This window comes from Microbispora sp. CA-135349 (assembly GCF_050947365.1).
Taxonomy (GTDB): Bacteria; Actinomycetota; Actinomycetes; order Streptosporangiales; family Streptosporangiaceae; genus Microbispora.
In genome coordinates this window covers 4194320-4216196 of the sequence record NZ_CP192001.1, presented here as the reverse complement: position 1 = coordinate 4216196, position 21877 = coordinate 4194320, and the positions used below count along the sequence as shown (strand labels likewise).

Annotated in this window: 20 protein-coding genes and 1 riboswitch; of the genes, 9 read left to right on the top strand and 11 right to left on the bottom strand. The window is 71.9% G+C overall.

Annotated elements, in window-relative coordinates:
* The first annotated feature begins 198 nt into the window (after window positions 1-198).
* Complete coding sequence (locus ACQPZZ_RS19650) at window positions 199-1293, top strand: hypothetical protein (RefSeq protein ID WP_432934055.1); 1095 nt, start codon at window positions 199-201, stop codon at window positions 1291-1293.
* 43 nt (window positions 1294-1336) lie between these two features.
* Here the strand turns inward: ACQPZZ_RS19650 and recD2 are convergent, their stop codons facing one another.
* A complete protein-coding gene (recD2, locus tag ACQPZZ_RS19645; protein WP_432934053.1) occupies window positions 1337-3598 on the bottom strand; it encodes an SF1B family DNA helicase RecD2 in 2262 nt (753 codons plus the stop codon).
* A 126-nt stretch (window positions 3599-3724) separates the two neighbouring features.
* Window positions 3725-4315, bottom strand: coding sequence for a TetR/AcrR family transcriptional regulator (locus ACQPZZ_RS19640; RefSeq protein WP_432934051.1), 591 nt, complete (start codon window positions 4313-4315; stop codon window positions 3725-3727).
* A gap of 182 nt (window positions 4316-4497) precedes the next feature.
* On the opposite strand from ACQPZZ_RS19640, the gene ACQPZZ_RS19635 reads away from it, so the two are divergent.
* The 5 genes from ACQPZZ_RS19635 to ACQPZZ_RS19615 all read left to right on the top strand — a co-directional run bounded on the left by ACQPZZ_RS19635 (window position 4498) and on the right by ACQPZZ_RS19615 (window position 9293).
* Window positions 4498-5391, top strand: a complete 894-nt coding sequence (locus ACQPZZ_RS19635; RefSeq protein ID WP_432934050.1) for an LLM class flavin-dependent oxidoreductase — start codon at window positions 4498-4500, stop codon at window positions 5389-5391.
* Complete coding sequence (locus ACQPZZ_RS19630) at window positions 5391-6335, top strand: alpha/beta hydrolase family protein (protein WP_432934048.1); 945 nt, start codon at window positions 5391-5393, stop codon at window positions 6333-6335. Before ACQPZZ_RS19635 ends, ACQPZZ_RS19630 begins: the two co-directional genes overlap by 1 nt.
* Before the next feature lie 185 nt (window positions 6336-6520).
* Entirely contained in the window at window positions 6521-6958 is a 438-nt protein-coding gene (locus ACQPZZ_RS19625; RefSeq protein WP_363637886.1) for a MarR family winged helix-turn-helix transcriptional regulator, read from the top strand.
* Window positions 6955-7800 (top strand): alpha/beta fold hydrolase, encoded by an 846-nt coding sequence (locus tag ACQPZZ_RS19620; RefSeq protein ID WP_432934045.1) that lies wholly within the window; start codon window positions 6955-6957, stop codon window positions 7798-7800. The genes ACQPZZ_RS19625 and ACQPZZ_RS19620 overlap by 4 nt, the downstream gene beginning before the upstream one ends.
* Window positions 7801-7940: 140 nt before the next feature.
* Window positions 7941-9293 carry a serine hydrolase domain-containing protein gene (locus tag ACQPZZ_RS19615; RefSeq protein WP_432934043.1) on the top strand — a complete coding sequence of 451 codons (1353 nt, stop codon included), beginning with the start codon at window positions 7941-7943 and terminating at the stop codon, window positions 9291-9293.
* A gap of 16 nt (window positions 9294-9309) precedes the next feature.
* Here ACQPZZ_RS19615 and ACQPZZ_RS19610 read toward each other — a convergent pair whose 3' ends face one another.
* Genes ACQPZZ_RS19610 through ACQPZZ_RS19595 form a run of 4 tightly spaced genes read right to left on the bottom strand, consistent with a single transcriptional unit; the run spans window position 9310 to window position 12900 of the window.
* A complete protein-coding gene (locus ACQPZZ_RS19610) occupies window positions 9310-10506 on the bottom strand; it encodes an ABC transporter permease (RefSeq protein WP_432934041.1) in 1197 nt (398 codons plus the stop codon).
* Complete coding sequence (locus ACQPZZ_RS19605) at window positions 10503-11288, bottom strand: ABC transporter ATP-binding protein (RefSeq protein ID WP_432934039.1); 786 nt, start codon at window positions 11286-11288, stop codon at window positions 10503-10505. The genes ACQPZZ_RS19610 and ACQPZZ_RS19605 overlap by 4 nt, the downstream gene beginning before the upstream one ends.
* Window positions 11285-12349 carry an efflux RND transporter periplasmic adaptor subunit gene (locus tag ACQPZZ_RS19600; RefSeq protein ID WP_432934037.1) on the bottom strand — a complete coding sequence of 355 codons (1065 nt, stop codon included), beginning with the start codon at window positions 12347-12349 and terminating at the stop codon, window positions 11285-11287. Before ACQPZZ_RS19600 ends, ACQPZZ_RS19605 begins: the two co-directional genes overlap by 4 nt.
* Window positions 12346-12900, bottom strand: a complete 555-nt coding sequence (locus ACQPZZ_RS19595; RefSeq protein ID WP_432934035.1) for a hypothetical protein — start codon at window positions 12898-12900, stop codon at window positions 12346-12348. Before ACQPZZ_RS19595 ends, ACQPZZ_RS19600 begins: the two co-directional genes overlap by 4 nt.
* A gap of 142 nt (window positions 12901-13042) precedes the next feature.
* Here ACQPZZ_RS19595 and ACQPZZ_RS19590 point away from each other — a divergent pair, with 142 nt between their 5' ends.
* From ACQPZZ_RS19590 to ACQPZZ_RS19580, 3 genes are all read left to right on the top strand, one after another.
* A complete protein-coding gene (locus ACQPZZ_RS19590; protein WP_432934033.1) occupies window positions 13043-13696 on the top strand; it encodes a response regulator transcription factor in 654 nt (217 codons plus the stop codon).
* Window positions 13693-14868 (top strand): sensor histidine kinase, encoded by a 1176-nt coding sequence (locus ACQPZZ_RS19585; protein WP_432934031.1) that lies wholly within the window; start codon window positions 13693-13695, stop codon window positions 14866-14868. Before ACQPZZ_RS19590 ends, ACQPZZ_RS19585 begins: the two co-directional genes overlap by 4 nt.
* A 219-nt stretch (window positions 14869-15087) precedes the next feature.
* Window positions 15088-15219: riboswitch (cyclic di-AMP (ydaO/yuaA leader) on the top strand.
* Window positions 15220-15233: 14 nt separating this feature from the next.
* The gene (locus ACQPZZ_RS19580; RefSeq protein ID WP_432934029.1) at window positions 15234-15914 is read left to right on the top strand and encodes a CHAP domain-containing protein; all 681 of its coding nucleotides are present in this window, start codon (window positions 15234-15236) and stop codon (window positions 15912-15914) included.
* Window positions 15915-16109: 195 nt separating this feature from the next.
* On the opposite strand, the gene ACQPZZ_RS19575 is transcribed toward ACQPZZ_RS19580, so the two are convergent.
* The 5 genes from ACQPZZ_RS19575 to rox all read right to left on the bottom strand — a co-directional run bounded on the left by ACQPZZ_RS19575 (window position 16110) and on the right by rox (window position 21756).
* Complete coding sequence (locus tag ACQPZZ_RS19575) at window positions 16110-16574, bottom strand: hypothetical protein (protein WP_432934027.1); 465 nt, start codon at window positions 16572-16574, stop codon at window positions 16110-16112.
* A gap of 106 nt (window positions 16575-16680) precedes the next feature.
* On the bottom strand, window positions 16681-19071 hold the full coding sequence (locus tag ACQPZZ_RS19570; RefSeq protein WP_432934025.1) for an ATP-binding cassette domain-containing protein: 2391 nt from the start codon (window positions 19069-19071) through the stop codon (window positions 16681-16683).
* Between the two features lie 145 nt (window positions 19072-19216).
* Window positions 19217-19627 (bottom strand): VOC family protein, encoded by a 411-nt coding sequence (locus ACQPZZ_RS19565; RefSeq protein ID WP_432934024.1) that lies wholly within the window; start codon window positions 19625-19627, stop codon window positions 19217-19219.
* Window positions 19628-19632: 5 nt separating this feature from the next.
* Window positions 19633-20082: a helix-turn-helix transcriptional regulator gene (locus ACQPZZ_RS19560; protein ID WP_363637860.1), complete on the bottom strand. Its 450-nt coding sequence runs from the start codon at window positions 20080-20082 to the stop codon at window positions 19633-19635.
* A gap of 132 nt (window positions 20083-20214) precedes the next feature.
* A complete protein-coding gene (gene rox / locus ACQPZZ_RS19555) occupies window positions 20215-21756 on the bottom strand; it encodes a rifampin monooxygenase (protein WP_432934021.1) in 1542 nt (513 codons plus the stop codon).
* Window positions 21757-21877: the final 121 nt, after the last annotated feature.

The window sequence follows — 21877 nt, the reverse complement described above, 5'->3', positions numbered from 1 at the left end:
ATGCGTCCGGTGCGCGGCCTGTGGGCGTTTGGGCCTTTTCAACGATCGCCGGGCGGGTTATCACAGGGCGAGAGGGCGATTGTGATCTCCTGCCTTCCGAGTGCGATCCACGGCTCCACCGACGTACGGGTTCCACGCGCCGGGTCACCGGCGTCGACATCTGCACGCCCGCTGGGCACCACTGCGATGGAGGACGGCATGCGCCTGTTACGAACCGTGGTCACTCGATTACTACTGTTGTGTGCGATGGTCGCCGCAGGCGCCACCGCCGGGGTGGGGGCCGCGAACGCGGCGGTTCCCGATGTGTGGGGCTTCGCCTACGTCGACGTCACCTCCGGGGTGCCGAACCTGGCCTACCAGGCGGGCAGCTGGGCGCCCGGGCCGACGGTCAGCGTCTCGCCCGGCGGCACGGGCGAGGTCTTCGTGCGGTTCCCGAAGATCGGCATCCCCAAGGGGGGGATCGCGCACGTGACCGCGATCTCGCAGTCGGCCGAGTGGTGCCAGATCGAGAAGTGGGGGCAGGCCGGCTCCGACGAGATCGTGGCGGTGCGCTGCTACAAGTACGGCGGAACCCCCGTCTACGCGCGCTTCTCGATCGTCTTCGCCAGCAGCAGCGGGGCGCTGGCCTCGGCGACGCAGGCGTACGGCTACGTCTACTGGGACGGCGCGTCCATCGCCTCCGACTACAACTCCGCGCTCGGCGTGAACGCCGTCTTCCCCAACACCACCGGAGACTGGACCGTCTGGCTGCCCGGGCTCGGCTCCGCCGTGCAGGCCGGGAACATCCAGGTCACCGCGGTCGACTCGGGCAAGCCGGCGCGGTGCAAGGTGGGCGCCTGGAGCTGGGCGGCGTCGGGGCAGAAGATCCAGGTGCTCTGCCATGACGTGGCCGACAAGCCGTACGACACCGGCTGGACCCTCACCTACCAGCGCGAGCGGGCGATCACCGGGGCCTTCGCGCCGCCGAAGCTGTTCGCCTACACCTTCGACAACGTCCCGGCCAACCCCGGGCCGTACGCGCCGGTGCCTCCCGGGATCAACTACAACTCCCAGAGTGGGGTCAACACGGTGCGGACGGCCGGGACCGGCATGCGCCTGGTGTACTTCCCCAGGGTCGGGTCGCCGCCCAACAACGTGCAGGTGACGGCGTACGGTCCCGGGCCGGAGTACTGCAACCTGCTCACGCTGTGGACGACCTCCGGCGCCGACGTCTACGTGCGTGACGTCGTCTGCTACAAGGGCACCACCCAGGTCGACCAGCCGTCGTTCGTGACCTACACCTCGAAGTACTGACCCGCGCGCGGGGGGCGGGCCCGGCCGGCCAGGACACGAAAGATCAGGGCACGCGGAGGCGGTGGGTCAGCCCCGTGTGGCGGCGGCCCGCCCCCCGCGTGCGCACCGCCTGGCCGAGCGCCCGCCGCGACCCGACGATGACCACGAGCTTTTTGGCCCGGGTGATGGCGGTGTAGAGCAGGTTGCGCTGCAGCATCATCCAGGCGCTGGTGGCCAGCGGGATGACCACGGCCGGATACTCGCTGCCCTGGGAGCGGTGGATGCTGACCGCGTAGGCGTGGGCGAGTTCGTCGAGCTCGTCGAAGGAGTAGTCGACGTTCTCGTCCTCGTCGGTCAGCACGGTCAGCTTGCTCTCCTCGGGGGTGATGGCGGTGACCACGCCGACCGTGCCGTTGAACACCCCCGCGGCGCCCTTGTCGTAGTTGTTGCGCAGCTGGGTGACCTTGTCTCCGACGCGGAAGACCCGCCCGCCGTACCGTCGCTCCGGCATGCCCTCGCGGGCGGGGGTCAGCGCCTCCTGCAGGGCGATGTTGAGCGCGCCGGCGCCGGCCGCACCGCGGTGCATGGGCGCGAGCACCTGTACGTCCCTGCGCGGGTTGAGCCCGAACTTGCTCGGGACGCGCCGGGCCACCACGTCCACGGTCAGGGCGGCGATCTCCTCGGGTTCCTCGCAGGGGAACAGGAAGAAGTCGGGGAACTCCCGCACCAGGGGGTGCTGCCCGGTGTTGACGCGGTGGGCGTTGACGACCACGCCCGACTCCTGCGCCTGGCGGAAGATCTGCGTCAGGCGCACCCGGGGGATGTCGGGCGCGGCCAGCAGGTCGCGCAGCACCTCTCCGGCTCCGACCGAGGGAAGCTGGTCGACGTCGCCGACGAACAGCAGGTGCGCTCCCGGGGCCACGGCCTTGGCGAGCTTGTTGGCCAGCAGCAGGTCGAGCATGGACGCCTCGTCCACCACGACCAGGTCGGCGTCGAGGGGGTTGTCGCGGTCGAAGGTGGCGTCACCGCCGGGGCGCAGCTGGAGCAGCCGGTGCACGGTGGTGGCCTCGTGGCCGGTCAGCTCCGCCAGCCGCTTGGCCGCCCGGCCGGTCGGGGCGGCGAGGATGACCTTGGCCCGCTTCGCGCGGGCGAGGGTCACCACCGAGCGCACGGTGAAACTCTTGCCGCAGCCGGGACCGCCGGTGAGCACGGCGACCTTCTCGGTCAGCGCGAGCCGTACGGCCTGGGCCTGCTCGGGCGCGAGCTCGGCGCCGGTCCGGCCGCGCAGCCAGTCGAGGGCGGCGGGCCAGTCCACGTCGGTGAACGCCCCGAGCCGGTCGCGGCCGGAGGTCAGCAGAGTGCGCAGCGTGCCGGCCAGCGACAGCTCGGCGCGGTGGAAGGGGACGAGGTAGATCGCGGGTACGGTGCCCTCGTTCGCGCTGTCGTCGCCGTTCTGCGCGCCGTTTCCCCTGGCCGGGACCTCCTCGCGGACCACGCCCTCCTCGGCGACCAGTTCCTCCAGGCACGCGCTGGTCAGGTCGGGCGGCACCTCCAGGATCTTGACGGCGTCGGCGACCAGGTTGGGAGCGGGCAGGAAGCAGTGGCCGTCGTCGGCGGCCTGCGACAGCGTGTAGCGCAGCCCGGCCTTGACCCGCTCGGGGCTGTCATGCGGGATGCCGACGGCCTGCGCGATGGTGTCGGCGGTCTTGAACCCGATGCCCCACACGTCGTCGGCGAGGCGGTAGGGCTCCTTGCGGACCACGTCGATGGATTCCTCGCCGTACTGCTTGAAGATGCGCACGGCGATCGAGGTGGACACGCCCACGCCCTGCAGGAAGATCATCACCTCTTTGATGATCTTCTGTTCCTCCCAGGCGGCGGCGATCATCTTGGTCCGTTTGGGGCCGAGTCCGGGGACCTCGACCAGGCGCTTGGGCTCCTCCTCGATCACCCGCAGGGTGTCGGTGCCGAAGTGGTCCACGATCCGCTCGGCCATCTTCGGGCCGATGCCCTTGATGAGGCCGGAGCCGAGGTAGCGCTGGATGCCCTGGATCGTCGCCGGCAGGACCGTGGTGTACGACCAGACCTCGAACTGCCTGCCGTACCTGGGGTGGGAACCCCAGCGGCCGGTGAGCCGCAGCGACTCCCCCACCTGCGCCCCGAGCAGCGGCCCGACGACGGTGAGCAACTCGGTGCCCGACCGTTCGGTGGCGACCCTGGCGATGGTGTAGCCGGTCTCCTCGTTGGCGTAGGTGATCCGCTCGAGCACGGCGTCCAACTGCACGCCGGGCGGCCTGCCCGCGGCGCCTTCGGGAGCATTGGTCATGGACCGCATTGTCCCCCACACGACGGCACGCGCCCGCCGCCCGGCACCGCCGTCGCCTCGTACGCGGCGGCGGGCATGCGACGTCGTGCGGCGGGCACGGCGCGGATCTCGCCGCACTGCAGCGGACTACCGCGGCACGCGCAGCCCCGCGATGAGGAGCCCGACCATCCGGCGCGCGTCGTAGCGGGGGTCGCTGTCCGCGCCGATGCAGAGGTTCCCGACGCCGCGCATGAGCTCGATGGCCTCGATGTCGGAGCGGATCTCACCCGCAGCGGCCGCGGCGTCGAGCAGCCGGGCGCACACGGGCACGAGCCGGTCGAGGAAGTAGGCGTGCAGCGTGTCGAAACCGGCGCTGTCTGACCGCAGCACGGCGGCCAGTCCGTGCTTGGTGACCAGGAAGTCGGCGAACAGGTCGATCCATTGCCCCAGCGCTGCGTAAGGGGTCGCGCCGGTGGCCAGCAGGGCCGGCCCGGCCTCGGCGCAGGCCTCGACCTGGTGCCGGTAGACGGCGATGATGAGGTCCGCCCGCGTCGGGAAGTGGCGATAGATCGTGGCCGTCCCGACGCCGGCCTTGGCCGCGATGTCGCGCACCGGCGCGTCGACGCCCGAGGTGACGAAGACCGCGGCGGCCGCGTCGAGCAGGGCCTTCTCGTTGCGCCGGGCGTCCGCCCGTCTGGGCCGGGCCGCGTCCCCGGTGCGCCGGTCGCCGTCGTTCATCGCGTCGTTCCCTCCGTCGCGGGACTTGCTAAACGGGACATGGTTCCGTATGTTCAAACGGGACACCGTCCCGCTTTCTTATCCTGCCAGACCAGCGGGCCGGCCACCAGGCCATGTGGCACCGTTCCCGCCCCAGCGCACCTCCCCCGGCACTCCGGCACGGAAAGGACCGACGCCCCCCGATGCCCACCACCACATCCCCGCCCCGCTTCGGGATCATGACCGCTCCGCAGCAGGTCGGCTACCACGACGTCCTGCGCGTCTGGCGCGAAGCGGACACGATCCCCGAAATCGAGCACGCGTGGCTGTTCGATCACCTCATGCCGATCGCCGGCGACCTCGACGGGCCCGTCCACGAAGGCTGGACTCTGCTGGCGGCCCTCGCCGCGCAGACCCGGCGGCTACGCCTCGGCGTGCTCGTGACCAGCAACCGCTTCCGGCCGCCCGCCATGCTGGCCAAGATCGCCGCGACCGTCGACATCGTCTCCGGCGGTCGGCTCGACTTCGGCATCGGCGCCGGCTCACGACCGGGCCATCCCCTGGCCCGGCGCGAGTACGACGCGCACGGCCTGCCCTTCCACGACGCCGCCCACGCCGTGGAGAGCCTCGCAGAGGCCTGCACGGTGATCCGGCGGCTGTGGACCGAGGCCGAGCCGTTCGACTTCCACGGCACCCACGTCCGGCTCACCGGAGCGTTGTGCAACCCCAAACCCGTCCAGCGTCCCCATCCGCCGATCCTCATCGGCGGGCGGTCGTCCCCGACGCTGCGCGTGGCCGCCGAGCACGCCGACCTGTGGAACATCCCCGGTGGCGACATCGACGACGTCGTCAGCCGCAGCGCGCTGCTGGACCGCTACTGCGCCGAGATCGGCCGCGACCCCGCCTCCGTCACCCGCTCGATCCACCTGCCCGTCTCCTACGACCGGCCCGGCCCGGTGCGGGACGCGATCGGCGAAGCGATCGACGCCGGCTTCCGGCACATCGTCCTCGGACTTCCGGCGCCCTACCCCGCCGGCGTGGCGCGGTGGATCGCCGACGAACTCATCCTCCGAACAGTTGAAAGGAAGGCCCTTTGATGAACGAGCCCGCCATGACGATCAGGGACGTGGCCGCCGGCGCGCCCACTCCGGTCATCTCGGTGGAACCGGTGGTGCTGCCGGCCCCGGGCCGCGGCGATGACCTGCACGTACGGGTGTCCGCCCCGACGACAGGACGGGACCTGCCGGTCATCGTCTTCTCACACGGCTTCGGCGAGTCGTCGAACGGCTACGCCCCCCTGGTCGACTTCTGGACCGCTCACGGCTTCGTGGTGATCCAGCCCACCCACCTCGACTCGCGGACGCTGAACCTTCCTCCCGACGATCCCCGAACGCCGTCGATCTGGCGGTTGCGGGTCGAGGACCTCAAGCGCGTACTCGACCGGCTCGACCTCGCGGAAGACGCCGTTCCCGGCCTGAACGGGCGTCTCGACCGCGGCCGCATCGCCGTGGCCGGGCACTCCTGGGGTGCCCAGACGGCGAGCATGCTGCTGGGCGCGCGGGTCCTCGGTCCCGACGGCGAGGCGGGACAGGACATGTCCGACTCGCGGATCAAGGCGGGTGTGCTGCTCGCCGTGCCCGGCAGGGGCGGTGCGGACCTGACCCCGTTCGCCGCCGAGCATTTCCCGTTCATGAACCCGGGCTTCACGGAGATGACCACCCCGGCCCTCGTGGTCGCGGGAGATCACGACCAGTCCCTGCTGTCCGTCCGGGGACCCGACTGGTTCACCGACGCGTACTTCATGAGCCCGGGCGGCAAGAGCCTGCTCACACTGTTCGGCGCGGAGCACTCGCTCGGCGGGATCTCCGGATACACCGTCACGGAGACGACGGACGAGAACCCCGAACGGGTCGCGCTGCTTCAGCGGCTCACGTGGGCCTACCTCCGCGACGCACTGGGTCTTGACAATGTCGCCTGGCCGGCGGCGCGCGCGGCTCTGGCGCAGGGCGCCGATCCCCTGGGCCGGCTCGAATCCCGATAGCCGGCGAACGCACCGCGCGCTTCACGGCCGGCTCGGCGCCTCCTGCCGCACCCCCTGCTGCGCCCCCGGCATGCGCCGGCCGCCGAGTGCGGTCGTCGCCCGCGGAGCCGTTCTCCTCGCAGCAATCGGGGATGGCGGCGTCCAGGTAACTTGCTTTGGCTAAGTTAGCATGTTAAGTTACAGGCATGGAGCGAAACCTAAGCCTCAACCTGCACGTGCTCATCGCCCGGCTGGACCGGGCGGCCGACCGGATCCTGCGGGCCGAGCACAACATCTCCTACAGCCGCTTCCTGGCGCTGACCCTGGTGGGCGAGCTGGGCGCCTCGACGCAGCGGACCCTCGCCGAATACCTCGGCGTGACCGAGCCGTCGGTGAGCCGCATGACCGGAATCCTCGCCGCCGACGGCCTTCTCGACGTCCAGCCCGACCCCGCCGGAGGGAACCGCCGGCAGCTGAGCCTCACCGGCGAGGGAAAGCGGGTGGTGAGCTCGATCCGGCAGGAGTTCGAAGACCGGCTGGCCACGGTCGTGGCCGAGAGCGGCGTGCCGTACGCCGAATACGCCGAGCACACCGCCCGGCTGCTGACGACGTTCGACCGGCTGGAGCGGGAGGCGGGCAAGTGAACCAGGACATCCAGACCACGCCGTTACGCGAGAACACGGCCGTGTCCGCCGACGGCACGGTGATCGGCTACCAGACGCTGGGCGCGGGACCCGACCTCATCGTGGTCGGCGGCAACCTCAAGACCTCCGACGACTATCTGCCACTGGCCCGGCTGCTGGCCCGCTCCTTCACGGTGCACGTCGTCGACCGGCGCGGCCGGGGCGCCAGCGGCCCCCAGGGGCCCGAGTACTCCCTGGCCAAGGAAGTGGAGGACCTTCGCGCCGTCCAGGCCGCGACCCAGGCGCGGCTGGCGTTCGGGCACAGCTACGGCGGGCTGGTCGTCCTGGAGACCGCGCGATCCTTCCCTCTGTTCGACCGCATCGCGGTCTTCGAGCCGGGAGTGCCCGTCGCCCCCGTCCCCACCGCCTGGATGGAGCCCTTCCGGGAACGGCTGGCCGCGGGCGACCACTACGGGGCGTTCATCCACTTCATCCAGGGGTCGGGCGGCGCACCGGACTTCATGAACAAGCTGCCGCACTGGTATCTGCGCACGGTCTTCCGCATCGCCTTCCGCGGGCCCTCCTGGCAGCGGATGCGGCCCCTGCTGGGCGCCTGCCTGGCCGAACACGAGCAGCTCGCCGCCCAGTACGGCCGCCTCCCCGAGTTCGCCGGCGTCACCGCCCCGGTGCTGCTCCTGGTGGGCGCCCGCTCCAAGCCCCACCACCGGGAAGAGTTCGCCACGCTGGCCGGCACCCTTCCCAACGCCGTGCTCCAGACCGTGGACGGCGTCAACCACATGGGTCCCTCGGAGCGGAAGGGCGCCCCGGCCGTGGCCGAGCAGGCGCTGCCGTTCCTTCTGTGACGATGCGGGCCGTCGGCTCCCGCTCCACGGCGCGGCGGCCGCACGACGAGGTGCGGCCCCGGCCGGCTCCGGCCGGCTCCGGGGCCGCGCGGGCGGCGGGGCGCTAGCCTGGTGCGGGTCACGGAAAGGGGACGACCGGAATGGTGCTGGAGGGGACGGCCCGCGCGCTGCTACGCAGGCTGGCGGCCGAGCAGGCGGAGTCACGGGTGCCGTCGCTGGTGGCGGCGATCGTGCGGGACGGCGAGATCGCCTGGTTCGGGGCGCGCGGCCGGGTCGGCGATGAGCCGCCCACCCGGGACACCCAGTACCGCATCGGCTCCATCACCAAGACCTTCGTGGCGACCGCCGTCATGCGGCTGCGCGACGAGGGCCGGCTCGACCTGCTGGACCCCCTGGACAAGCACGTGCCCGGCACGCCGCTGGGCGACGTCACGGTCGCCCAGCTGCTGTCCCACAGCGGCGGGCTGACCGCCGAGTCGCCCGGCCAGTGGTGGGAGCGCACCCCGGGCGTTCCGGCGGGCGACCTGATCGCCGCGCTCGGCCCCGAGTCCGCCCGGCACCGGCCCGGCCGCCGCTACCACTACTCCAACCTCGGGTTCGCCCTGCTCGGTGAGTTGATCGCGCGCAAGCGGTCGGCGCCGTGGGACGAAGTCGTACGCGAGGAGATCCTGGAGCCGCTCGGCATGCGCGACACCACGCCCCGCCCCCGGGCGCCGCATGCCACCGGCTACGCCGTGCACCCGTGGGCCGACGTGCTGCTGCCCGAGCCGGAAAACGACCACGGCGCGATGGCCCCCGCGGGGCAGATGTGGTCCACCGCCGCCGACCTGGCCCGCTGGGCGGCCTTCATGGGCGGCGACACCGGCGAGGTGCTGCGCCCGGCCACGGTCGCGGAGATGCGCGAACCGGCCGTGGTGGACGACGGCGACATCTGGACCCGCGGTTACGGCCTCGGTCTCCAGCTGGCCCGGCACATCGGGCCCGGCGGCCCGCGGCGGCTGGCCGGCCACACCGGGTCGATGCCCGGATTCCTCGCCACCGTGTGGGCCGACCCCGCCGACGGCGTGGCCGTGCTGTGGATGGCCAACACCACCTCGGGCATGCGCAACCTCGACACCGCCCTGCTGGACATCCTGGCCGAGCACGAGCCGCCGCTGCCGGCCGAGTGGTCGCCCTCCCCGGTGGACGAGGACCTGCTCGCGCTGACCGGGCCGTGGTACTGGGGGCCGACGCCGTACGTGCTGCGGGTCCTGCCGCATGGCGGCCTGTCGCTGACCCCCGTGAGCGGGCAGGGCCGCGCCTCCCGGTTCGTCCGCCAGGCCGACGGCACCTGGCTCGGGCTCGACGGCTACTACGCAGGGGAGACCCTGCGGGTGGTGCGCTCCCCCGGCGGGGTGACCCACCTCGACCTCAACACGTTCGTCTTCACGCGTGAGCCGTACGACCCGGCGGCCCCGGTGCCGGGCGGCGTCGACCCGGCCGGCTGGCGGTGACCGGCCGGGTCGCCGGTCAGGTGGTGGCCAGCGCGACCGTCGGCGACAGGCGGGCCGCGCGCATCGCCGGGTAGAGACCCGCGAGGGTGCCGATGACGAGCGTGGCGCCGACGGCGCCCGCGAAGGCCCAGGCCGGGACCACCGGCGGCCAGTCGCGCGACAGCGCGTAGCCGACGGTGGCCAGGCCACCCAGCGCCGCCCCCGCGATCCCGCCGAGCGCCGACAGCAGCAGCGACTCCGCGAGGAACTGCAGACGGACCTGTCCCCGGGTGGCGCCCAGCGAGCGGCGCAGGCCGATCTCCCTGCGCCGTTCCAGCACCGAGATCACCATCGTGTTGGCCACGCCGACCCCGCCGACCAGCAGCGCGACCGCGCCGAGGCCGAGCAGCAGGTTGGTGAACGCGCTCGCGGCCGCCGCCCGGGCCGTCAGCGCGTCCGAGGGCCTGCTGACCGTGACCTCCTCGGGGTTCTCCGGGTTGACCGTGCGCGGCAGCACGGCACGTACGGCCTCCACCGACTCCTCGGCCGACCGTTCGTAGATGGTCGTCGGGTGGCCGTCGAAGCCCAGGTACTTCTCCGCGGCCGGGAACCCGACGAGTGCCGAACGCTCGATCTCCGGGGCGAGCGGCATCGGACCGAGGACGCCGACGACCGTGAACCACCGCTCGCCCATCCAGACCTGCGCGCCGGTTCTGGTGATGCCGAGCCGTTCCGCCGCCTTGGCACCCAGCACGACGGCGGGCCGCGCCTCGGTGGCGGCGTTCAGCCAGGCGCCCGTGACGACCCGGCCCTCCAGGGTGGTGAGCAGGCCCGCGGTGGCGGCCTGGACGGCGATGCCGCCGGTCACGGCCTTGGGGATGCGGTCGGTGCGCCGGATCGTGGTGTCGACCGATCCGGTGGCCGAGGCCGTGCGGACCGGCCCGATGCGCCGGACCATGCCGAGCGCCTCCGTGGGCAGCTTGGCCTCCCCGCCGAACAGCGTCTGCCCCGGCGAGACGGTGAGCAGGTTGGTGCCGAGCCGGTCGAGCTGGCGCAGCAACTGCTCACGGGAGGAGGACGAGATCCCCAGCACCGCGATCATCGTGGCGATACCGATGGCGATGCCGAGCGCGGACAGCACCACCCGCGCGGGGCGGGTGCGCAGCCCGGCCGCGCCGGTCCGCAGGACGTCGGACGGCCCGAGCCTGGCGGGGGTCAGCCGCTGACGGGTCATCGTGGTGCTCCCTTCGCCGCCCCCGCCTCCGCCGTCCGGCGATCGGGCGCCGCTTTGGGATTGGCTCCGGGAGGGCGGCGTCCTTCGCCCGGCCCGGCGTCGGCGACGACGCGGCCGTCGCGTACGCGCACCTGCCGGGGGCACCATTCGGCGATCTCGGGGTCGTGGGTGATGACCGCGATCGTGGTGCCGGCGGCGTGCAGGTCGCGCAGAACCCCCAGCACCTCGGCGCCGGCCGCGGAGTCGAGGTTGCCGGTCGGCTCGTCGGCCAGCAGCAGCGGCGGGTCGCCCGCCACGGCGCGGGCCACCGCCACCCGCTGCTGCTCGCCGCCGGACAGCTGGTTGGGGCGGTGGCCCAGACGGTGGCCGAGGCCCACCTTCTCCAGCGCGGCGGCGGCGCGTTCCCGCCGCGCCCGCAGCGGCGTGCCGGTGTACAGCAGGCCGTCGGCGACGTTGTCCAGCGCGCTCACCCCGGGCGCGAGGTGGAACTGCTGGAAGACGAAGCCCAGGTGGCGGGCGCGCAGCGCGGACAGCTCGCGGTCGCGAAGCCCGGCCACATCGTGCCCGGCGATCCGTACGGTGCCCGTGGTGGGCCGGTCCAGGGTGCCGACGAGGTGCAGCAGGGTCGACTTGCCGGAGCCGGACGGCCCGGCGATGGCGACGAGTTCGCCGCGTTCGACCAGCAGGTCCACTCCGCGCAGGGCCCGCACGCCGCCGCCGTACACCTTGGTCACCTCGCGCAGCTCCACCACGTACGGCTGCTCGGGCTGCGGGATGCTCATGTGGCGGGCACCCCGACCTTCATGCCCTCGGCGAGCCCGGCGCCGGTGATCTCGACCATGCCGCTGCCGAAGGCGCCGAGCTCGACCGGGACCACGCGGGTGGAGGCGCCCTCGACCACCTCGACGCCGAAGCCGCCCTCCCGCAGGGCCAGCAGCGCCTCCACGGGCACGGCCAGCACGTTCTCCCGCCGCTCGCTGACCAGCTCCACCTCGACGGGGGCCTTGTCGAGGCGGGTCTTCGGGGTCGTGCCCAAGGTGATGTCGACGTCGACGGTGCTGCCCTCGTCCTGTCCCTGCTCGGAAGGGACGGACTCGGCCACCGTGCCGACCGAGGTGATCCTCCCGGTGACCCGCTCGCCGCCGGGCAGTTCCACGGTGACCTTGGCGCCCTTCCTGGCCAGCGTCTGGTCGTCGGTGGACAGGTCCACGTGCACCAGCCGTCGTACGCCCGACACGGTGAGGGCCGGGCGTCCGGGCGTGGTCCTGTCGCCGACGTCGACCTTGGCGGCGGTCACCCGGGCGGCGGCGGGAAGGAAGACCACCTGGGAGGCGTCCACCTGCCCGGTCTCGGGCAGCCCGGCGTCGTCCTGCCACTGCTTGACGGCCAGATAGGTGGCGTAGCTGAAGTGGTCGTCCACGGTCAGGTCGTCTCCGTAGCCCAGGACCTTGAGGTTGCGTTCGAGCTGCTCGACGTCCGGGCCGTCGTCGACGCCCTGCCGCAGCGGGCGGTACATCGGCAGCGAGCCGTACATGAGGACCACCGGCCTGCGGTCGACCCTGAGCAGCGGGCGGCCGCGCCGGACGACCGCGCCCTCGGCGGGCGCCCAGGTGACCGTGCCGGAGGCGTCGGTGCTCACCTGACGCTCGCCGGAGTAGGTCAGGGCCCCCTCCACGGTCTTGGTGTCGATCAGGTCCTGGCGGGTGATCGACGCGGTGGCGGGGACCGGGGGCGCGGACGGCTCGGCCGCGCCTGCGCCGTCGCCGCCCGCCATGGCGACGGCGGTCCCCGCGGCGGCCAGGGCGAGGACTCCGGCCCCCGCGATCACCAGGCCCTTCCTCACGGCCTGCTCCCCGGCGCGAGCTCCTCGCAGGCCTTCTGCGCCTCTTCCATCGCCTTCTCCTGGCCCGGCTTGAGCTTGAACTGGATCCCTTGTCCGGGCGCCGGGTCGGGGATGTCGATGCCGTGCTCACGCATGCACTGGGCGAACTTGACCATGCGGTCGCGTACCTGGGGGTCGTCGCCGCCGAGCTTGTCGCCGACCGCGTCCTTCATGAAGTGCTCGCAGGCCTGCATGGCCTTGCGCATCACGGCCTCCTCGCCCTTTTTGCCCATGATGCGGACGCGGCCGTCGGGGCCGGGGTCGGGCATGTCCACGCCGTGCTCGCGCATGCACTGGGCGAACTTGAGCTGGGCCTCCTGCCGGTCGACGGTGCCCGGCGAGGGCTTCGTCGTCGCGCCCGTCGCGGTGCCGGGGGTGACGCCGGTGGTGGTGCCGGGGGTGGCGCCGCCCGCACTGGCGATCCCGTCGTCCGCGGGGGCCGCGCCGCAGGCGGCCAGTGCCAGCGCGAGCCCGAATGCCGGGCCCAGGGCGCGCAGCGGTCGTAAGCGCATGGGTCGCTCCTTCTTTCCCGGGGCGTTCGCCCGGGACGGGGCCCAACTTCAGCGGAGGCGGTGCTAAACGCGGATAAGCGAGATCCGTTTATCCGCGGCTAACACCTCCTGCGCCAGTCTCGGAGCCGAGCGGGAGGTTGGAATGCGGGTGCTCGTGGTCGAGGACGAGGAACAGCTGGCCCACGCGGTCGCCCGCGGGCTGCGGCTGCACGCGATCGCGGTGGACGTGGCCTGCGACGGCCGGGAGGCGCTGGAGCTGGCCGCCTACGTCGACTACGACGTGGTCGTGCTCGACCGCGACCTGCCCGAGGTGCACGGAGACGAGGTGTGCCGGGAGCTGGTCGGCGCCGGCGGGGCGAGCCGCATCCTCATGCTGACGGCGGCCGGGCGGGTGCGGGACCGGGTCGGGGGCCTGTCCCTGGGCGCCGACGACTACCTGGTCAAGCCGTTCGCGTTCGCCGAGCTGGTGGCCCGGATCCGGGCGCTGGCCCGGCGCACGCCCCGGGCGGTGCCGCCGGCGATCGAGCGGGCCGGGATCCGGCTCGACCCCGCCCGCCGCACGGTCGTGCGGGACGGGCGTCAGGTGGCGCTGGGACGTAAGGAGTTCGACGTGCTGCACGAGCTGATGAGCGCGTGCGGCGGGCTGGTCACCCCGGCCCGGCTGCGCGCGAAGGTGTGGGACGAGCACGCCGGCGCCGGTACCGGCGTGCTGCGCGTCACGATCACCTCGCTGCGCCGCAAGCTGGGCGAGCCGCCGGTGATCGAGAACGTGCCGGGCCGGGGGTACCGGCTGTGAATCGCGTCCTGTCCTTGTGGGGCGGGCTCGGTCTGCGGATGCGGCTCACCCTCCTGTACGGCGGGCTGTTCCTCCTGGCGGGGTCGGTGCTGCTGTGGTTCACTCACCTGCTGACCGCGCGGGCGCTCAACCAGCGGTTCGTGGTGGCGGTGGCGTCGAAGGTGACCGGCGCGGGCGCCCCCGTTGCCGTCCCCGGCGGCAGGCTACCCGACGGCGACCTGCTCGCGCAGCGGGTGCGGACCAATGTCGAGCAGGGTGCGGCGGACGTGCTGAGCGACGTGCTCAGGTCGACGGTGATCGTCATGATCCTGGTCGGGGCCGTCGCGGTGGTGCTGGGCTACCTGGTGGCCGACCGCGCGCTGCGCCCGCTCGACCGCGTGACCGAGACCGCGCAGCGGCTGTCGGAGAGCACGCTGCACGAGCGGATCGCCCTGCGCGGCCCGCAGGACGAGGTCAAACGGCTCGCCGACACCTTCGACGCGATGCTCGACCGGCTGCACCGGGTGTTCGACGCCCAGCGCCGGTTCATCGCCAACGCCTCCCACGAGCTGCGCACCCCGCTGGCGGTCAACCGTACGGTCCTTGAGGTGTCGCTGGAGGAACCGGCCGCGTCGGAGGACCTCAAGGCGCTGGCCCGCGCGCTGCTGGGCACGAACGCCAGGTATGAGCGGCTGATCGAGGGCCTGCTCATGCTGGCGCAGTCGGAGCAGGAGGTGACCTGCCGCAGGCCGGTCGACCTGCGGCAGGTCGTCCGTACGGTGATGGAGCAGATCGACCTGCAGCCGCGACGCGGGAAGGTGGTCGTCCACGAGGACCTGCGCCCGGCGGTCGCGCAGGGTGATCCGCTCTTCCTCGAGCGCTGCCTGTTCAACCTGCTGGAGAACGCGATCAAGTACAACGTGCGTGACGGGGAGGTCTGGGTCCGGCTGCGGGAGGACGAGGCCGGGGTGAGCGTGACGGTGGAGAACACCGGGCCCCTCGTCCCGCCGTACGAGGTGGACGACATGTTCGAGCCGTTCCGCCGGCTCGGCGGCGACCGCGTGCGCTCCGCCCGGGGGGCGGGGCTGGGCCTGTCCATCGTCCGGGCCATCGCCGTGGCCCACGGCGGCACGGCGGAGGCGCTGGCCCGGCCGGAAGGCGGCCTGGCGGTGACCGTGCGCCTGCCCGGGTGATCACGGGTTGCGCGCGCCACGGCGCGCCCCTGGTGATCACGTGGCGCGGCCCCTACCCACCCCCGCCCGCTTGGCGCATTCAGCACCGTAAAATCTGACTTGGTCTAACTTGACCGGTTTGACCTGGTCTATTACCTTTTAGGCATCTCAGGGCGCACTTGCTCATCTCAATGGTCAAGAAGCCCTCCTCAGACCGACGCGGCCGGCCGATACCGGCCTGCCGCCCGGCCGCCGAGTCCGCGTCCGCGGAGCCGGGGACCCACCTCTCCTGGGGTGAATCGGCATGCCTGCCGTAGGGCGACTTCCAGCCCGAACCCGTCAGCTAACCCGGTAGGCGGCATGGAAGTAAGGGAGTTCGCCCCACCATGCACGTCCTCAACACCTGTATGCGCGCTGCCCTCGCGGGCGGGGCCCTCGCCGCCACCGTGCTGGTCGCGTCGCCGGCCGCGCACGCCGACAACCCGCACGCCGGCAAGGGCCCGGCGGCCTCGCAGTCCATGGCCGAGATCGCCTCCACGCTGCCCAAGATCAGCGCGGCGGACGTGCTGACCCTGGCCAGGAGCCAGGTCGGGATCAGCGAGAACGCGGCCGGCGGCGGAACCAAGTTCCAGCAGTGGTACATGTCCTCGCCCCGCGCCCGTGAGACCCTCGCCCGCGACGGAGGCACCCTGAAGGGCTACCTCAACGCCGCCTGGTGCGACATGTTCGTCTCCTGGGTCGGCGACCAGCTCGGCATCGGGCCCGTCATGGGCTCCGACGCCTACACGGTCGAGCACGCCCGCTGGTTCGCCGACCACGGCCGCTGGGGTCAGACGCCCAAGCCGGGCGCGGTGGTGTTCTTCAACTGGAACGGCAGCAAGGACATCGACGACATCGTGCATGTCGGCTTCGTCGTCAAGGACAACGGCGACGGCACCATCCAGACCATCGAGGGCAACACGGGCGACGGCGGCGCCGTCGAGACCCGCACCCGCCCCACCTCGCAGGTGGTCGGGTACGGCTACCCGATGTATCCCGCGGACGCCTCCACCACCGCCTCCGCCTGACGGCCCGGCGGTCCGGCACCGGACCCCGAAGCGCGCCGGTGATCCCGGCGCGCTTCGCCGTTCAAGGGAGGGACCGGAGTGCCGCCGGCCATCGCTGTGCACTCGCACGCCGCGACCCGCGACGGGTTCTCGAACGGGGCTGTCCGGCCGGGCCGATCAGAGCGAGGATCGAGCCTCCGGCAGACCCGGAGCGCGTCAGGTGGCCTCGCCCAGCTGTGCGGCCAGCCGCTCCAGGCCGCCCCTGATGAGCTGCCCGTACTCGTCGTCGCCGAGCTCGCCGATCAAGGCCCGCGCCTGCTGGAGATGCTCACGGGCGCGGCCTGAGTCGCCCAGCTTGCGATAGCACTCACTCAGGTTCAGGTGCAAGGACGGATACAGGCCGGCCACGGAAAGTGGCACCCCGGCCTGGGCCACCCGCTCGTCGGTGACGAGATCGGCGGCGGCAAGCGCACGCAGATCCCACATCAGCTCCTGGTGCACGTCGTCCTGCACGTCGGCCATTGAGTGGGCGAGGACGCAAACATGCAGCGGGTCGCCCTGTTCACCGCCGATGTCGTCCCAGATCTGTGCGAACAGGTCGCGGGCGGCTTCACGCTGACCTTGGTGGTGATGCAACTCCACCCCCTGGCCGATCCGGGTCATCGTCGGGTCGGTGGTCATGATCATCTCCTTTGCCGACGCGGGCGATCGCGGTCACCCTAGTGCCTGACGTGTCCTGACGACATGTTCCTGCGGGCGGCCGTCGCGGTGCCCGCGACGGCCCCGGTCAGGCGCCGACGTAGGCCGCGAGGTGCTCGCCGGTGAGGGTGGAGCGGGCGGCGACGAGATCGGCCGGAGTGCCCTCGAAGACGATCCGGCCGCCGTCGTGACCGGCGCCCGGACCGAGATCGACGATCCAGTCCGCGTGCGCCATGACGGCCTGGTGATGCTCGATCACGATGACCGACTTGCCGGAGTCGACCAGCCGGTCCAGCAGGCCGAGCAGCTGCTCGACGTCGGCGAGGTGGAGGCCGGTGGTCGGCTCGTCCAGGACGTAGACGCCCCCCTTGTCGCCCATGTGGGTGGCCAGCTTGAGCCGCTGCCGCTCGCCGCCGGACAGCGTGGTGAGCGGCTGACCGAGCGTGAGGTAGCCGAGCCCGACGTCGGCGAGCCGGTCGAGGATGGCGCGCGCGGCCGGCGTGCGCGCCTCGCCGGAGCCGAAGAACTCCTGGGCCTCCTCCACCGGCATCGCGAGCACCTCGCTGATGTCGCGCCCGCCGAGCTTGTGCTCCAGCACCGCCGCCTGGAACCGCTTCCCCTCGCACTCCTCACAGGTGGTGGAGACCCCGGCCATCATCGCCAGATCCATGTAGATGACGCCGGCGCCGTTGCAGGTGGGGCAGGCGCCCTCGGAGTTGGCGCTGAACAGCGCCGGCTTCACGCCGTTGGCCTTCGCGAACGCCTTGCGGATCGGGTCGAGCAGCCCTGTGTACGTCGCCGGGTTGCTCCGCCGCGAGCCGCGGATGCCGCCCTGGTCGACCGACACGACACCCGCGCCGGCGGGGATCGACCCGTGGATGAGCGAGCTCTTGCCCGATCCGGCCACTCCGGTGACGACGACGAGCACTCCGAGCGGGATGTCGACGTCGACGTCGCGCAGGTTGTTCGCCGTCGCGCCGCGGATCTCCAGCGTGCCGGTGGGCGTGCGCACCGACTTCTTGAGGGCGGCCCGGTCATCGATGTGGCGGCCGGTGACGGTGCCGCCGGCCCGCAGCCCCTCGACCGTGCCCTCGAAGCAGACCATGCCGCCCGCCGTGCCGGCGCCGGGGCCGAGGTCGACGACGTGATCGGCGATCGCGATCATCTCCGGCTTGTGCTCCACGACCAGCACCGTGTTGCCCTTGTCCCGCAGCCGCAGCAGCAGGCCGTTCATCCGCTGGATGTCATGGGGGTGCAGGCCCGTCGTGGGCTCGTCGAAGACGTAGGTGACATCGGTGAGCGAGGAGCCGAGGTGGCGGATCATCTTGACGCGCTGCGCCTCGCCGCCCGACAGCGTGCCCGACGCCCGGTCGAGGGACAGATAGCCCAGTCCGATCTCCACGAACGAGTCGAGGAGCTGCTGCAACGTGGTGAGCAGCGGCGCGACCGACGGCTCGTCCAGGCCGCGGACCCAGTCGGCCAGGTCGCTGATCTGCATCGCGCAGGCGTCGGCGATGCTGATCCCCTCGATCTTGGACGACCGGGCCGCCTCGCTGAGCCGGGTGCCGCCGCACTCGGGGCAGGTCATGAACTTCACCGCCCGCTCCACGAACGCCCGGACGTGCGGCTGCAACGCCTCCTTGTCCTTGGACAGCATCGACTTCTGGATCCGCGGGATCAGGCCCTCGTAAGTGAGGTTGATGTTGTCGACCTTGATCTTGGTCGGCTCCCTGTGGAGCAGGTCGTGGAGTTCCTTCTCGGTGAAGTCGCGGATCGGCTTGTCCGGGTCGAAGAAACCGGAGCCGCTGAAGATGCGGCCGTACCAGCCGTCGACGCTGTAGCCGGGGATCGTGAGCGCGCCCTCGTTGAGCGACTTGGAGTCGTCGTACAGCTGGGACAGGTCGATGTCGGAGGTCCGGCCCATGCCCTCACAGCGCGGGCACATGCCGCCGGTGACGTTGAACTCGCGCCGCTCCTTCACCGTCTTGCCGCCGCGCTCGAATTTGACCGCGCCCGCGCCGCTGATCGAGGCGACGTTGAAGGAGAACGCCTGGGGCGAGCCGATGTGCGGCCGGCCGAGCCGGCTGAACAGGATGCGCAGCATCGCGTTGGCGTCGGTGACGGTGCCGACCGTGGAACGGGGGTTGGGGCCCATCCGCTCCTGGTCGACGACGATCGCGGTCGTCAGCCCGTCGAGCACGTCGACCTCGGGCCGGGCCAGCGTCGGCATGAAGCCCTGTACGAAGGCGGAGTAGGTCTCGTTGATCAGCCGCTGCGATTCGGCCGCGATCGTGCTGAACACCAGCGAACTCTTGCCCGAGCCGGAGACGCCGGTGAACACCGTGAGCCGGCGTTTCGGGATCTCGACGCTGACATCTTTGAGGTTGTTCTCACGCGCGCCGTACACGCGAATCAGGTCGTGGGTGTCGGCGACGTGCGGCGTGGCCGACCGCGTGTCCGTCCTCGGGGCCATGGTCATCGTGTCTCCATATAAGTTTCAGGCGGAGCCGTCCTCGCGACCCGCGCCGGCGTCGCCTGACTGATTCAACCAGCTTCGAGCGGTACGCCCGGTTCTGTGCGCCCTGCGCGGGCCGCCGCGGAACCGGCGATGCGGCATGGCCGGCTCAGCGCAGCTCGTTGACGCGGATCAAGTTGCCCGCAGGATCGCGGAAGGCGCAGTCGCGAACCCCGTACGGCTGCTCGACGGGCTCCTGAACGACCTCGGCGCCGCCGGCCCGCAGCCGTTCGAAGAGGCCGTCGAGGTCCTCGGCGGCCAGGGTGATCATGGCGTAGGTGCCCTTGGCCATCATCTCGGCGATGGTGCGGCGCTCGTCGTCGGTGACGCCGGGGTTGCCGGCCGGCGGGTACAGGACGATGGACGTGCCGGGCCGGCCGGGAGGACCGACCGTGATCCAGCGCATCCCGCCGTAACCGACGTCGCCCCGGACCTCGAAACCGAGGGTGTCGCGGTAGAAGGCCAGGGCAGCGTCCGGGTCGTCGTGCGGGAGGAAGACCGAGTGAATCCTGACGTCCATGGTCGTCACGCTAGCCGCGGCTCGGCGAGTGGCGCTTCTCGATTCCTGACCGGCCTGGTCACCTGTTTCGCCACACAGGGCGGCATGCCCGCGGTCGCGTCCGCCGCCTGGCGCCGGTAGGTGCTGGGCGGCACGCCGACCAGCTCGGTGAAGCGGGTGCTGAAGGTGCCCAGAGACGAGCAGCCCACCGCGAAGCAGACCTCGGTCACGCTGAGGTCGCCACGGCGCAGCAACGCCATCGCGCGTTCGATGCGCCGCGTCATCAGATAGCTGTACGGCGATTCGCCGTAGGCGAGCCGGAACTGGCGGCTGAGGTGCCCGGCCGACATGTTCACACCATGGGCGAGCGCCTCGACGTCCAGCGGCTGTGCGTACTCCCGGTCGATGCGGTCACGGACTCGGCGCAGCAGCGCGAGATCGCGCAGGTGCTGCGGCGAGGCGGTTCTGCTGGTCACCCGGGGATAGTACGTCGCGCCACCGACACTTTCGCGCGGCCACCGCCCGCCGGCATGGCCGTTTTCCGCCATGCCGGCGGGCGGTGGATGTCCGGCCCGCGCATCCGCGGGATGGCCGCCGCTCAGGTGAGATCAGTCGGCGGGCCTGCCGAACCAGCGGGAGAGGTGGTCGTCCAGGTCCCGCTGGTCGTCGCCGATCCAGGCGACGTGGCCGTCGGGGCGTAGCAGGACGCACGGAGCGTCCAGTGCCGCGGTGGGATCGGCGAGGTGGTCGACCCGGTCCGACCAGCCGCCGGCGGTCAGGCGTTCGGTGCGGTCCAGCAGCAGGCCGCGGCCTCGGTGCAGCAGGTCGTAGAGGCGGCCCTGCTTCACGTCGATGTCGCGCAGGCGGCGGCCGAGCAGGTCGGGGCCCTCGCCGAAGTCGTAGCGGACGCCGATCGCGGTGATCTTCTCGATCAGGTGGCGGTTCACCTCGTCGAAGTCCATCAGTTCGGTGAGCAGCCTGCGCACGGCCTGCGCGCCCGGTTCAGAGGAGAGCAGTTCCGTCTGGGCGCGGGTGTTGTCCAGCACGTCCTCGGCGACCGGACGGCGTTCGGCCTGGTAGGTGTCCAGGAGTGTGTCCGGCGCCCAGCCGCGGATCTGTGCGGCCAGTTTCCAGCCGAGGTTGAACGCGTCCTGAACGCCCAGGTTGAGACCCTGTCCGCCGATGGGCGGGTGGATGTGTGCCGCGTCCCCGGCCAGCAGCACCCGTCCGACCCGGTAACGTTCGGCCAGCCGGGTGGCGTCCCCGAAGCGGGACAGCCAGCGCGGGGAGTGCACGCCGAAATCGGTCCCGGCGACGGCGCGCAACTGCTGCTGGAAATCCTCCAGGGTGGGCGGCTTCGCCCGGTCCCCGACCTCCGCGGCCGGGACGACGACGCTGTAGACCCCTCCCCCGAAGGGGCGGAGCCAGAACGGCCTGTGGGTCTCGTTGATTTCGGCCACCTTGGCGGCGATCTCCTCCGGCGGCACGCCCACGTGCATCTCGCCCATCAGCGTGTCGTTGCGCGAGGGCTCGCCGGGGAAGCCGACGCCGAGCAGTTTGCGCACCGTGCTGCGCCCGCCGTCACAGCCGACGAGATAGCGCGAACGCAGCTGTTCCCCGTCGGCCAGCTCGACGGTCACGCCCTCGTCGTCCTGTTCGAAACCGGCGACCGCGCAACCGCGCCGGACCTGCGCGCCCAGTGCGGTCGCGTGTTCTTCGAGGAAGCGTTCGACGACCGGCTGCGGGATGCCCAGCAGATAGGCGTACGCGGAATCCAGGCCCTCGGGCGCGGGTTTGGGGATGGCGGCGAAGAAACCGCCGGCCGGACGCCGTCTTCCATGCGGGAGAACGCGATCCAGCAGTCCGCGCATCGCCATCAGCTCGAGACTGCGAATGTGCAGACCGACGATGCGGACGAACGACTTGGGCTCGGTCTCCTTCTCCAGAACGAGCACCCGCACATCGTGCAGCCGGAGTTCGGCGGCCAGCATCGCGCCGGTCGGCCCGCACCCGGCGATGATCACGTCGAACGGAAGGGATGCGCGCTCGGCGCCGGAGGCCGGCGACCAGGGCCCGGGGACGTCGCCCGCGGTGGAGTCGCGCCCGGCCCTGTCGTCCGGCGACGGCCCGGCGGTGAACTGAGAGTCCATAGGTGTTGCCTTTCGGGAGTGCCTTGTTGGTGAGGCGCTCCCGGCGACACCTACATCGATCGCCCGGCCGTGACGGGAAGGGGGAGCACCCACATCGATACAACGTTCATGGGTCTCACCT